Source organism: Bacillota bacterium (assembly GCA_023511835.1).
Taxonomy (GTDB): Bacteria; Bacillota; Sulfobacillia; order JAIMAT01; family JAIMAT01; genus JAIMAT01.
On sequence record JAIMAT010000008.1, the window covers coordinates 19,006 to 30,496 of the forward strand.

The 11,491-nt window shown below is 76.8% G+C and carries 12 protein-coding genes; 6 read left to right on the plus strand and 6 right to left on the minus strand.

Features of this window, described 5'->3' with window-relative positions:
• The first annotated feature begins 20 nt into the window (after nt 1–20).
• The gene (gene recG / locus K6U79_02905; protein MCL6521306.1) at nt 21–2,468 is read left to right on the plus strand and encodes an ATP-dependent DNA helicase RecG; all 2,448 of its coding nucleotides are present in this window, start codon (nt 21–23) and stop codon (nt 2,466–2,468) included.
• 102 nt (nt 2,469–2,570) lie between these two features.
• Here the strand turns inward: recG and K6U79_02910 are convergent, their stop codons facing one another.
• The gene (locus K6U79_02910; GenBank protein MCL6521307.1) at nt 2,571–3,596 is read right to left on the minus strand and encodes a hypothetical protein; all 1,026 of its coding nucleotides are present in this window, start codon (nt 3,594–3,596) and stop codon (nt 2,571–2,573) included.
• A gap of 124 nt (nt 3,597–3,720) precedes the next feature.
• The gene (locus K6U79_02915; protein ID MCL6521308.1) at nt 3,721–4,434 is read right to left on the minus strand and encodes a VIT1/CCC1 transporter family protein; all 714 of its coding nucleotides are present in this window, start codon (nt 4,432–4,434) and stop codon (nt 3,721–3,723) included.
• A gap of 82 nt (nt 4,435–4,516) precedes the next feature.
• Between K6U79_02915 and K6U79_02920 the strand changes: the two genes are divergently transcribed.
• On the plus strand, nt 4,517–5,299 hold the full coding sequence (locus K6U79_02920; GenBank protein ID MCL6521309.1) for an MBL fold metallo-hydrolase: 783 nt from the start codon (nt 4,517–4,519) through the stop codon (nt 5,297–5,299).
• 31 nt (nt 5,300–5,330) lie between these two features.
• Here the strand turns inward: K6U79_02920 and K6U79_02925 are convergent, their stop codons facing one another.
• Together K6U79_02925 and K6U79_02930 are read right to left on the minus strand one after the other, a co-directional pair.
• Nucleotides 5,331–6,362, minus strand: coding sequence for a cytochrome d ubiquinol oxidase subunit II (locus tag K6U79_02925; GenBank protein MCL6521310.1), 1,032 nt, complete (start codon nt 6,360–6,362; stop codon nt 5,331–5,333).
• The gene (locus tag K6U79_02930; protein MCL6521311.1) at nt 6,352–7,671 is read right to left on the minus strand and encodes a cytochrome ubiquinol oxidase subunit I; all 1,320 of its coding nucleotides are present in this window, start codon (nt 7,669–7,671) and stop codon (nt 6,352–6,354) included. The genes K6U79_02925 and K6U79_02930 overlap by 11 nt, the downstream gene beginning before the upstream one ends.
• A 171-nt stretch (nt 7,672–7,842) precedes the next feature.
• Between K6U79_02930 and K6U79_02935 the strand changes: the two genes are divergently transcribed.
• The 4 genes from K6U79_02935 to K6U79_02950 are packed head-to-tail and all read left to right on the plus strand — an operon-like array spanning nt 7,843 to nt 10,625.
• A complete protein-coding gene (locus K6U79_02935; GenBank protein MCL6521312.1) occupies nt 7,843–8,700 on the plus strand; it encodes an alpha/beta hydrolase in 858 nt (285 codons plus the stop codon).
• Nucleotides 8,681–9,397 carry a uracil-DNA glycosylase gene (locus K6U79_02940; protein ID MCL6521313.1) on the plus strand — a complete coding sequence of 239 codons (717 nt, stop codon included), beginning with the start codon at nt 8,681–8,683 and terminating at the stop codon, nt 9,395–9,397. The genes K6U79_02935 and K6U79_02940 overlap by 20 nt, the downstream gene beginning before the upstream one ends.
• Nucleotides 9,394–10,314, plus strand: coding sequence for an aminoglycoside phosphotransferase family protein (locus K6U79_02945; protein MCL6521314.1), 921 nt, complete (start codon nt 9,394–9,396; stop codon nt 10,312–10,314). Before K6U79_02940 ends, K6U79_02945 begins: the two co-directional genes overlap by 4 nt.
• A gap of 14 nt (nt 10,315–10,328) precedes the next feature.
• Nucleotides 10,329–10,625 (plus strand): DUF503 domain-containing protein, encoded by a 297-nt coding sequence (locus K6U79_02950; protein MCL6521315.1) that lies wholly within the window; start codon nt 10,329–10,331, stop codon nt 10,623–10,625.
• Nucleotides 10,626–10,628: 3 nt separating this feature from the next.
• On the opposite strand, the gene K6U79_02955 is transcribed toward K6U79_02950, so the two are convergent.
• A complete protein-coding gene (locus K6U79_02955; protein MCL6521316.1) occupies nt 10,629–11,048 on the minus strand; it encodes a TrkA family potassium uptake protein in 420 nt (139 codons plus the stop codon).
• Nucleotides 11,045–11,488: a TrkA family potassium uptake protein gene (locus K6U79_02960; protein ID MCL6521317.1), complete on the minus strand. Its 444-nt coding sequence runs from the start codon at nt 11,486–11,488 to the stop codon at nt 11,045–11,047. Before K6U79_02960 ends, K6U79_02955 begins: the two co-directional genes overlap by 4 nt.
• Between the last annotated feature and the right edge of the window lie 3 nt (nt 11,489–11,491).

Sequence of the window (11,491 nt, forward strand, 5' to 3'; positions counted from 1 at the left end):
GGCGCGTCGGCCGGGGAATCATGGCGGAGTCGGCGGTCGAGCAGGTGGCCCGCGAGCTGCGGGCCATCCTGCGCCAGGAGAGCAGGGACGGCTTCCGCGACCGGACGGTGGTCGGCGGCCTGGAGGCGTACGCGCGCCGGCGGTTGGAGCCGATGCTCGCGCCGCCGGGGGGTGGGGGCCCGGAGGAGCCCGGGACCGCCTGGCTGGCGGAGGCCAGGGAGGTTCTGCGCGCCTACGGCGCGGCCTCCCCCGAAGGGCGGCGGGAGCTGGCGGCGGCGCTCCTGCGCCGGCTGGGGGCGCCGGTGGCCGGGGCCCCGGGGAAAGCGCCCGCCGGACCGGAGGGGGTCGGGCCGGCGGCAGCCGTGCCGGACCTGGCGGAGCCGGTCACCCGGCTTCGCGGCGTGGGCGGGCGCCAGGCCGCGGCGCTGGCGCGTCTCCAGATCCGGACCGTGGGCGACCTGCTCGCCCACCTTCCCCTGCGTTACGAAGACTGGCGCCGGCCGGTGCCCATCGCCCGCCTGCAGGCCGGCTCGGAACAGCTGGTGGCCGGGACGGTGGTGGCCGTGCGGCGCTGGCAGGCCCGGCGCGGCCTGGAGCTGGTGGACGCCGTCCTGCGGGACGCCAGCGGAAGCCTCGTCCTGCGCTGGTTCAACCAGCCCTACCGCGAAAGGCAGCTGGCCGCGGGCCGGCCGCTGGCGGCCTATGGCCGCGTGGAAGAGTTCCAGGGGCGCTGGCTGATGCAGAGCCCGGAGGTGGAGGAGCCGGGTGAAGCGGAGGGGCGCGTGGGCCGTCTGGTGCCCGTCTACCCCGCGGGGCGGGGGCTGTCGCAGGGCTTCCTGCGCCGGGCCTGCCGGCGGGCGCTGGAGGGGCGGGAAGGAGTCGCCGGCCTCGTGCCCGAGGCGAGCCGGAGGCGCCTCGGGCTTCTGCCGACGGGGGAGGCGTGGCGGGCCGTGCACGCGCCGCGCTCGCCGGAGGAGGCGGAGCTGGGCCGGCGCAGCCTGGCCTTCGAGGAGCTCTGGCTGCTGGAGCTGGCGCTCGGCCTCCTGCGCCGCCGTGCTCGGCAGGGACTGCCGGGCGTCCGCCACGCGCCGGACGGCGAGCGCCTGCGCCGCTTCCGCGACTCCCTGCCCTACCGGCTGACGGACGGCCAGGAGTCCGCCTGGCGCGAGATCGAGGCCGACATGGAGGGGCCGCTCAGCATGAACCGGCTCCTGCAGGGCGACGTCGGCTCGGGGAAGACCGTACTGGCGGCCATGACGCTGCTGAAGAGCGTGGACTCCGGCTACCAGGCGGCGCTGATGGCCCCGACCGAGATCCTGGCCGAGCAGCACTGGCTCGGCCTGGCCCCCCGCTTCCGCGCGCTGGGCGTGGAGACGGGCCTGCTGCGGGGCGGCATGGCGCCGGGGGAGCGGCAGGAGCTTCTCGACCGGCTGGCCGACGGCAGCCTGCCGGTGGTGGTCGGGACGCACGCCCTCCTCCAGCCCGACGTCCGTTTCGCGCGCCTGGGCTCGGTGGTCATCGACGAACAGCACCGCTTCGGCGTGGAGCAGCGGGCCGCCCTGCAGCGGAAGGCCGCGCACATGGGTGTGCGCCCGGACGTGCTGGTGATGACCGCCACGCCCATCCCGCGCACCTTGGCCCTCACCCTCTACGGCGACCTCGACCTCTCGCTGCTGCGCGGCCTGCCCCAGGGGCGGGGCCGGATCGAGACGCGCCTCTTCCCGCCGGAAGGGCGGGAGGCCGCCTACCGGCGGCTGGGGGAGCACCTGCGCGCCGGTCACCGCGCCTACGTCGTCTGCCCGCGGGTCGGCGGAGAGGAGGGGGAGGAAGGGGGCGACGAGGCGGAGGAGGCGGTGTCCGGCGAGGCGCTGCCCGGCGCGGTGGCGGTGGCGCGCGAACTGGCGCGGAGGCATCCGGACTGGCGGGTAGGCCTGCTCCACGGCCGCCTGCCGGTCCGCGAGAAGGCGGCGGTGATGGAGGCCTTCGCGCGCGGCGAGGTGCGGGTGCTGGTGGCCACCACGGTGGTGGAGGTGGGGGTGGACGTGCCCGAGGCGACCGCCATCCTGGTGGAGGCGGCGGAGAGCTTCGGACTGGCCCAGCTCCACCAGCTGCGGGGGCGGGTCGGGCGCGGCCCCTTCGCGTCCGAGTGCCTCCTGGTCGCTTCGAGGGAGGACGGCCCGGGACGGGAGCGGCTCGAGCGGCTGGCGCGCACGGAGGACGGCTTCGCGCTGGCGGAGGCCGACCTGGAGCTGCGCGGGCCGGGCGACTTTCTCGGGAAGCGGCAGCATGGCCTGCCCCAGCTGCACGTGGCCGACCCCGTGGGTGACCGCGAGCTGCTGGAGCTGGCCCGGATCGAGAGCGAGCGCCTTCTGGAGAGGGATCCGGAGCTGGAGCGGCCGGAGTCCCGCCGGCTGCGGGAGGAGCTGGCGAGCCGCTTCCCGCAGCTCGATCTCTTCTTCGTCGGCTAGACCGGAACGGCGCCGGACGCCGGGTGGGGCAGCGGTGGCCCCGCGCCGGCGGGCCCGCGCCCCGGGAAGGGGCGCGGGCGGCGGCGGGGGCCCGGCCGCCTTTCAGCGGATGACCGAGGGGTCGACGAAGTAGACGTGCTGCGACCAGAGGAAGCGGCCCTGGGTGGGGTCGTAAGCCGGCATGCTGGGCTCCTGGTCGTAGAAGCCCTGCCAGCCGTTCCCGGTCTGGTCGGTGGGGAAGTTCCCCGCCACCGCCACCACATGCCCCGCCTTATCCGTCATCAGTACGATGCCCGGCCCGGGGTGGCCGTAGTGCTGGCCCATGCCCGGCACGAAGGGGCCCATCTTCTGCAGCGTGCCGAGCCGGGGATTGTAGCGCGTCAGCGTCGCGAGGTTGGCCAGGCCGTAGGCGGCGCCGGTGGTGGCCACCGGGGCGTTGCCGGCCGTGTTGGGCCAGGCCGTTCCCGGCGCGCCCGGCGGGGGCGGCGTTCCCGGCATGGCGCCGCCGGGCGTCGCCGGGGCGGTGCGCGTGGCCCCGCGGTTGGCGGGCGTGGTGGAGGTCCCCGGCGAGGTGGCCGGCGGCGTGGTGGCGGTGGTGCCGGGCGTCGCCGGGGTGGTGGCGGCGGCGCCTGCCGCGGTGCCGGCCGTCGGCACCAGGTAGAGCGTCTGCGTCACCCAGCTCTTGCCGCCCGCCCCGGCCGTGGTGCCGGGGTCGAACCAGGGCTGCTGCCCGGCCGAGGCCGGCATGCGCGCCCGGATGCCGACGACGTTGCCGGCGCGGTCGACCAGGAACTGAAGGGCCGCGATGTCCTTCCTGGGCGTGTAGACGCGGGCGGCGCGCGGGTCGTTGCTGGGCTGGGCCACGTAGCCCGCCAGCTTGGGGTTGCCCTTCACCAGCGTGGCCCAGGCCACGGGACGGGCGAGCGCGCTGGGGTCGAAGAGGCTGGCCGGCAGCACGGAGACGCCCACGGTGGCGCCCGGGGTGAGCTGGGCCCGGCTCGTGCCGGTCGGTCCCGGGGTGGAACGGCGGGCGGTCCCGCCCGGGCCGGCGCAGGCCGAGCTGACCAGCGCGCCCGAGACGAGGAGCACGAGCACCCCTAGGGCGTGTCGACGGATCTTGTCCATCACGGCTTCCACTCCCCTCCGGCCCGGTCGGCACGGACTGGGAAGCCTTCCGGGCGGCACTTCGAATGCCGCGGCCTAGTATTCCCGGAAGGGTGGAGCGTGATGGGCTCGCCGCACAGAGGGGAACTCAGCCGAAGGCGGAGATGGCACGCGCGAGGGCGTAGGCCAGTGCGGCCGCGATGCCGCCCACCAGCGCCGTCTGCAGCGCCGAGCGCCCGGGCGCCACGCCGGTGACGCTTCCTTTGAGCCAGCCGAAGAGGAGGAGCGCGGCCAGGGTGACGACCGCCGAGAGGAGAAGCGCCCTCGGCACCGGCAGCGGCAGCAGGTAGGGCGCCAGCGGGATAATGCCGCCCGCCACGTAGCTGGCGCCGATGGTCAGCCCCGAACGGAGGGCGCGCGCCGGCTCCGGCTCCTCCAGGCCCAGCTCCTCGCGCATCATGAAGCGGACCCAGGCCTCGTGATCGGAGGCGATGGCCCCCACCGCCTGTTCCAGCGTGGCGCCGCGCAACCCGTAGCGCTCGAAGATCTCGCGCACCTCCTGGCGCTCCACCTCCGGCAGCTCCACCACCTCGCGCCGCTCGCGGGCCAGCTCGTTCCGGTAGGTGTCCAGCTCGCTCCGCGCCGCCAGGTAGCCGCCCAGCCCCATGCTGATGGCGCCGGCGACCAGCTCGGCGAAGCCGGCGACGATGATGAGGAAGTTCTGCGTCACCGCGCCGGAGATTCCGGCGGCCAGGGCGAAGGGAACGGTGAGGCCGTCGGACATGCCCAGGATGATATCGCGGATCCAGGCGCCGCCCGTGAAGTGCTGTTCCACGTGCTCCCGCTCGGCCGGCTTCGACACCGGTCCACCTCCTCCACGGGGAGGATGATAACCTACCAGGAGCGGCGCGGGCCTTGGTGCCGCATCGAGAGAAGGACGGGAGGTGCCGGGCGTGCGGCTGGAGGTGCTCGGCTTCTGGGGCGGCTACCCGGGTCCGGAGGGGGCCAGCGCCGGCTATCTGCTGCACGGTGAGCAAGGGGGCGAGCTGCTCCTGGACTGCGGTTCGGGCGTGCTCAGCCGCCTGCTGGAGAGCGCCGGGCTGGAGGGGTTGAGGCGGCTTGAGGCGGTCCTGCTGACGCATCTCCACCACGATCACGCCGCCGACCTGGGCGTCCTCTCCCAGGCGCTGGTGGTCGAGTCGTACCACGGCTTCGAACGCGCACCCCTGCCGGTCTACGTCCCGGAGGGGGCGCTGGAGCGCGCCCGCTTCTACCTGGCCGGTGACCCCTGGAGCCGGCTTCGTCCCCTGCGCCCCGGCGAGGTCGTGACCGTCGGCGCCTTCCGGGTGGAGGCGGCGCCGGCCCGCCATCCCGTGCCGGCGCTGGCGCTCCGCGTGGAGGAGGGCGGGCGGCGCCTGGTCTATACGGGCGACACGGCGGCCAGCGCCGAGGTGGAGGCGCTGGCGGCGGGGGCCGACCTGCTGCTGGCGGAGGCCTCCCACTACGAGGGCGAGGACGGCTCCCGCGCCGGCCACCTGACGGCGCCCGAGGCGGGCGCCATGGCGCGGCGCGCGGGCGTGGCGCGGCTCGTGCTCACCCACCTGCCGCACTACGGCGACCTGGAGGAGCTGGAGGAGCAGGCGCGGCGGGCCTTCGGCGGGCCGACGGGGCGCGCGCACAGCGGGCTGGTGGTCGAGGTGGGCGCCGGGGGCGGGAGGGCTTCCTGAGGCGGGAGGGCGGCGCCGCCTTGGCTCCTGCTCAGCCGGGGCCCGGGGCCGGGCTCTCTCCCTTGAACAGGGCGAAGAGCAGGGCCAGCGCGGGGAGGAGCAGGAGGAGGCCCCAGGGGAGCAGGACGAGCAGCTGGCGGAGGGCGGTTCGGGGCGCCGCGGCGGCCGCGGCGGTCAGCTCGCCCCAGACCAGCCAGGGCCAGGCCGAGGCGGCCCAGCCGGCCCAGAGCAGCAACACCAGGGCGGCCGTCCAGAGGCGCGCCAGCTCGGCGGCGCCCCGCGCCAGGGCGTGGGCGTCCAGGAGCGCCGCCCCGCCGGCGAGGAGGACGAAAGGCAGGCCGGGACCGCCCAGCAGGCGCGGGCCCAGCCAGGGCGCGGCCGCCCGGGCGAGCGGGAGGGCGAGGAGGGCGAGCAGGGCCAGGGCGGCCAAGGCGGCCCGGGCCCGGGCGAGAAAGTGCGCCCGCAACGCGCCCCGATTCTCCACGGCCAGGTAGGCGGCCGCCTCCAGCGCGCCGGCGGCCACCACGGCCAGGGCGACCACGAGGGCGAAGAGCGAGTGCCAGGCCAGCCGCGGCTGGGCCGTGGCCGCCAGGGCGAGCCCGAGGAAGAAGGGCGCGGCCAGGCTCCCCGCGCCGAAGGCGACCGCCCAGAGGCGGGGCGGGGCGTCACCCCCGGCGGCCTGCCGCCCCCGGGCGGCGAAGACGAAGGCCGCCCCGCGCAGGATGATGCCCGCCAGCGCCAGGTGGAGCGGGAGAAAGAGGCCGCTTCCCAGGCGGGCGAAGGCGGCGGGGAAGGCGGCGAGGAGGAGGACCAGGGCGAAGATCAGCCAGACGTGGTTGGCCTCCCAGACCGGCCCCATGCCGCGCGCTACCGCCCGGTGGACCGCCGCCGCCCGCGGGCCGCGCGCCGCAGCCAGGTCCCAGAGGCCCGCGCCGAAGTCGGCCAGCCCGAGGAGGGCGTAGAGGGCGAGAACGGCCGCCAGCAGGAGCGCCGCGGCGCGCACCGGCTCGGGCGCCGCGGGACCGGCGGCGGCCAACGCCCGGGAGGCGGTCTCAGGGTGCATCGTCCACCACCTCTGCCGCCAGCCCCTCTCCCGCGGGCTCCCCGGAGCCCCCCTCCGGCCGCGCCCCCGGCTCCGCCATGCGCCGCAGAAAGTAGACCAGGGCCGCGCTCAGACCGGCGTAGAGCAGGACGAAGCCGGCCAGGGAGACAGGGGTGCCCGCCGCCGGCGTCACCGCCCGGGCGGTGGGCAGGAGCCCGGCCACGGCCCACGGCTGCCGGCCGGACTCGCTGACCAGCCAGCCGCTCTCCAGCGCCACGAAGCCGAAGGGCGAGGCGACCAGCAGGAGGCGCAGCAGCCAGCGGGGCGGGCGGCCGCGCGCCGCGCGCAGCCAGTAGAGGAGTGTGCCGGCCAGGAGCACGAGCCCGCTGCCCACCATCACCTGGAAGCTGAGGTGGGTGAGCGTCACGTCCGGCCAGAGCGCCCGCGGCACGCTCTCCAGGCCGCGCACCACCGCCCCGGTCCGCCGGTAGGCCAGCCAGCTGAGCCCCCCCGGGATCTCCAGCGCCCACCGCACCGTCCTCCGGGCCACGTCCGGGAGACCGCCCACGTAGAGCGGCGCGGCGGCGCGGGTCGTGAAGCGCGCCTCCATGGCGGCCAGCTTGACCGGCTCCAGGGCGGCGACGACGCGGCCGCCGGCGTCGCCCGAGAGCGGCATGGCCACCGCCCCCACCAGGCCCAGCGCCATGGCCAGGCGGAGGCCGGCGGCATGCCGGGCGGCCTCCCGGGCGTGCGGCCGGCGGAGGAGCGACCAGGCCTCGCCCCCGGCCAGCGCGAAGGCGGCCGCCGTCCAGGCGGCCAGCGTCGAGTGGAGCGCCATCGGCCACCAGACCGGGTTCCGCATCACGGCCGCCAGGGGATCGGCCAGGGCGGCCATCCGCCCGCTGGGCAGCTGCATCCAGGCGTTGGCGGCGGTGACGAGGAGGCTGGAGGCGGAGCCGGCCGCGGCCACGAGAAGCCCGCTCGCCCAGTGCGCCCAGGCCGGCAGGCGCTCCCAGCCGTACAGGTAGAGGCCGAGGAAGACGGCCTCCACGAAGAAGGCGAAGCCTTCGAGAAAGAGGGCCACGCCCAGGACGGGGCCGGCCACGGCCATCAGCCGTGGCCAGAGGAGCCCCAGCTCGAAGGAGAGCGCCGTGCCGCTGACGGCGCCGATGGCGAAGAGCAGTCCGGTGGCCACGGACCAGCGCCGGGCCAGCTCCAGGTGAAGCGGCGAGCGGCGCAGCAGCCCGATGCCCTCGGCCGCCGCCGCCAGGAGCGGCAGGGTGACGCCGAAGGCGGCGAAGAGCATGTGCCAGCCCAGCGAGATGCCCATCTGCCAGCGGGCGGCCTCCAGCGTCTCCAGCGGCCTCGCCTCCCCCGCCTAGTCTCCCCAGCTTCCCGGACGGAGCGCCGCCGCACCCCGGTTCGCGGCCCCTGCCCGCTCGGGCTAGACTGGGGGGCTGGAGGGGCGGCCGAGCCGTCTCTGCGCGGGGGAGGTGGGGGATTGGCCGGGCTCTACGTGCGCCGCTCGGGGCCGCCCGGGGCGCCGCCCGGGACGCCCGTGCTCCTGCTGCTCCCCGGGGCGGGGGCCGATCACCGCTCCTGGGGCGCGGAGATCGCCGACTGGGGGCGGAGCTGGCGGCTGCTGGCGCCCGACCCGCCGGGCACCGGTGCCAGCGCGGGCCCGCCCCCGGCCGACTGGGAGGAGCTCCTGGCCGCCTACGGCCCGCTCCTGGAGGAGGCGCCCGGCGCGCCGCTGGTCCTGGTGGGCCTCAGCCTGGGCAGCCGGGCCGCGCTGGCGCTGGCGGCGCGCGCCGGGGCGCGGCTGGCGGCGATGGTGCTGATCCACCCCTGGCTGGAGGCGGACGCCGACCTGCGCCGCCGCCTGCGGGCCGTGCGCGAGCTGGTGCGCTGGGCGCCGGAGCCGGTCTACGCCGAGGTGCTGGCCTGGCTCCTGGGCTCGCGCCGGCTGGCGGAGGAGCCGGGCCGGATCGAGCGCATGGCCGAGGCTTGGCGGCCGCCCCTGGGCCCGTCGCGGGAGGTGCTGCTGGCCTACCTGGGGCTGGAGCCGGAGCCGCTGGCGCCGGAGCGCCTGCCGCGGGTCCCGGCGCTGGTGGTGGCCGGCGCGCAGGACCGGATGATCCCGCTCCGCTACAGCCGGAGGCTGGCGGAGCGGCTGCCGGGTGCGCGCCGCCTCTTCTTCCGCGGCCCCGGCAGCGGCCACCTGCTCCACGTGGAGCGCTCGGCGGAGTTCCGGCGGGCGGTGCGGAGCTTCCTGGAAGAGGTGCTGGCGGGCGGCGCGGCGGCGCCGCGGGAAGGGGGAGAGGCGGTTGGCCGACGGCCTGGCGGCGGATCCGGCTGAGGCGGCCTGGCGGGCCCACGTGGAGGCGGTGGTCGCCTGCCGGCTCTGCCCGCGGCTGGTGGCCTGGCGGGAGGAAGTGGCGCGGACCAAGGTGCGCCGCTTCCGCGACGAGAGCTATTGGGGCCGCCCGGTGCCGGGCTTCGGCGACCGGCGCGCCCGCCTCCTCCTCCTGGGGCTCGCCCCGGCCGCCCACGGTGCCAACCGGACCGGGCGCATGTTCACCGGCGACGACTCGGGCGACTTTCTCATGGCGGCGCTCCACCGCGCCGGACTCGCCAGCCAGCCCGTCAGCCGCTGGGCCGGCGACGGCCTGCGCCTGGAGGACTGCTTCCTGACGGCGCCGGTGCGCTGCGCCCCGCCCGACAACCGGCCCACGCGCGAGGAGCTGCGCGCCTGCCGGCCGCACCTGCGCCGCGAGCTGGCGCTCCTGCCCCGCGTCCGCGCGGTTCTGACGCTGGGGCGCGTGGCCTGGGAGGTGGCCCGCGAGGAGTGGGGCGCGGGCGAGAGCTGGCCGCCCTTCGCCCACGGCCAGGTGGCGCTGCCGCCGGGCGGGCCGGCGGTGGTGGCCAGCTACCACCCCAGCCGGCAGAACACGCGCACCGGCCGCCTCACCGCCCCCATGTTCGACCGGGCGCTCGCGCTGGCGCTCGAGCTGGCGCGCGGCGGGACCGAGCGCGCGGCGGGCGAGGCGCCGTGAGGGCGCCGCGCGCAGGAAGCAAGGCCTGGCTGGAGGCCATCCTGGGTGAACCGGTGCTGGAGCGCCGACAGCTGGACCCCGACTACCAGCGGCACACCAACCGGCTCTGGGAGGTGCGGACGCCCACACGGCGGGTGGTGGTCCGCCTGCCGCGCCGGCAAGCCGGGCGGGTGGCGGGCTCGACCGCCTTCTGGCGGGGCGTCGGACGCCTCTTCGGTCTGCGGCCGGGCGACGTGCGCCGGGCGGCCGAGGCCTACCGCTGGCTGGCCGACCTGGGCTGCCTGCCGGTGCCGCGACCGCTGGCCGTCGGCCTGGGAGCGCGGGCGCACCTGGTGGTGGAGTGGCTTCCGGGCCGCATGGCCGCCTCGCTGGACGGCCTCGGCGCCGCCCTGGGCGAGGCGGTGGCCTGTCTCCACGCGCGGCGGGCGCCGGGCTGGGGGCCGCCCGGCCGCGCCTGCCAGCCGGCGGAGACGTTTCACCCGCGCCTCCTCGAGAGCCTGCGCTGGCTTGCCGGGCGGGGAAGCCCAAGGGCCGAGCCGCGCCTGGAAGAGGAGCTGAAGCAGGCGGAGGCGGCTCTCGGGCGGCTGCCTCCGCCCGCCTGGATGGCGCCGCTGCTCCTGGACTGGGACCACAGCCAGCTGGTGGCGGAGGACGGGAGGATCCTCGGCCTGGTCGACCTGGACGCGCTGGCCGTGGCTCCCCGCGAGCTGGACCTGGTGGGCTGGGAGCTGCTCCTGCCGGCCCGCGAGGCGGAGGCCTTCCGGGCGGCCTACCGGCGCAGGCTGCCCTGGCCGGAGCTGGGGGCCGTCCGACGGCCCTACCGCCTCTGGCTCCGCTGCATCGAGTTCCAGGGGCCCGTGCCGCTCGAGGCGTGGCTGGCACAGCCGGCCCGCTTCGCGGCGGCGGGGGGGTCGTGAGGGGAGGGGGCGCCGTGCCGCCCGTGGCCGTAGCGCGCGTCGAGATCAACCTGCCCGGCTCGCGCAGCCTGAAGGAGAAGCGCGCCGTCCTGAGGGCGCTCCTGGACCGCCTGCGGCGCCGTTTCAACGTTTCGGCGGCCGAGGTGGGCGTCCGGGACGCCCACCAGCTGGCCGAGATCGGGATCGCCGTGGTCAGCGACGAGGCGTCGGTGGCGCGGCGCCTGCTCGACGAGGCGGTCCACTTCCTGGAGACGAGCGTCGAGCTGGACGGTCGCGCCCGGGTGCTCCGCGTCGAGACGGGGCTCCGCTAGCCGTCAGGGGTGCGGCACGCTCTCCTCGATCATCTCGGCGATGGTCCGCGTGGAGCTGACCGTGCGCACGCCGATGCGGCGGAAGATCTCTTCGTTGCGCGGGTCGTTGACCCGGGCGATGACGTGCGTGCCCGTCTTGAAGGCGGTGGCGATGCGGGAGATGGCGTAGTTGTCCTCGTCGTGGCCGCTGACCGCGATGACCACGTCGGCCCGCTCGATACCGCCCTCGCGCAGCGTCTCGGGGTTGGTCCCGTCGCCGCAGAGCACCGCGCCGCCCAGCAGGCGGGCGAGCCACTGGGCGCGCTCGGGCTGCTTCTCGATCAGCGTCACCTCGTGGCCGCTCTGGATCAGGTCGCGGGCCAGGGCGAAGCCGACCTTGCCGCCGCCGACCACCAGCAGGTACATCCGCTCCTCCCCCTTCAACGCCCGCCGGCCTCGGGACGGGAGCCGGCCGCCTGGCCGGCGACCGAGGCCGCGCAGAGCAGCGCCTTCTGCACGCCCAGCTCCACCGGGACGATCACGTCATAGCCGAAGCGCTGGTAGATCTCGCTGCCCTCGGCGTCGTTGACGATCAGGAGGACGCGGCGGGTGCCGAGGAGGAGATGGGCCACGTCGGCCACCATCAGGTTGGCGTTGTCGTTCTCGGTGGCGGCGACGAGCAGGTCGGCCTCGGCGGCGCCCGCCCGCCGCAGGACTTCCTGGTCGAAGCCGAGCCCGGCCACCACGTGCACGCCGGGCAGCTCGGCCAGCTGCTCCAGCATGGCCGTCCGCCGGTCGACGACGGTCACCTCGTCCCCGCGCTCGGCGAAGGCGCGGGCCAGGCGTCGCCCGGTCCGCCCGCATCCGACGACGATGATCCGCATCCG

Excerpts from the sequence above, each read along its gene's own strand:
- recG (MCL6521306.1), top strand. The coding sequence starts at position 21 with ATGGCGGAGTCGGCGGTCGAGCAGGTGGCCCGCGAGCTGCGGGCCATC.
- K6U79_02925 (MCL6521310.1), bottom strand. The coding sequence starts at position 6,362 with ATGCACCCTGAGACCGCCTCCCGGGCGTTGGCCGCCGCCGGTCCCGCG.
- K6U79_02930 (MCL6521311.1), bottom strand. The coding sequence starts at position 7,671 with ATGGGCATCTCGCTGGGCTGGCACATGCTCTTCGCCGCCTTCGGCGTC.
- K6U79_02960 (MCL6521317.1), bottom strand. The coding sequence starts at position 11,488 with ATGCGGATCATCGTCGTCGGATGCGGGCGGACCGGGCGACGCCTGGCC.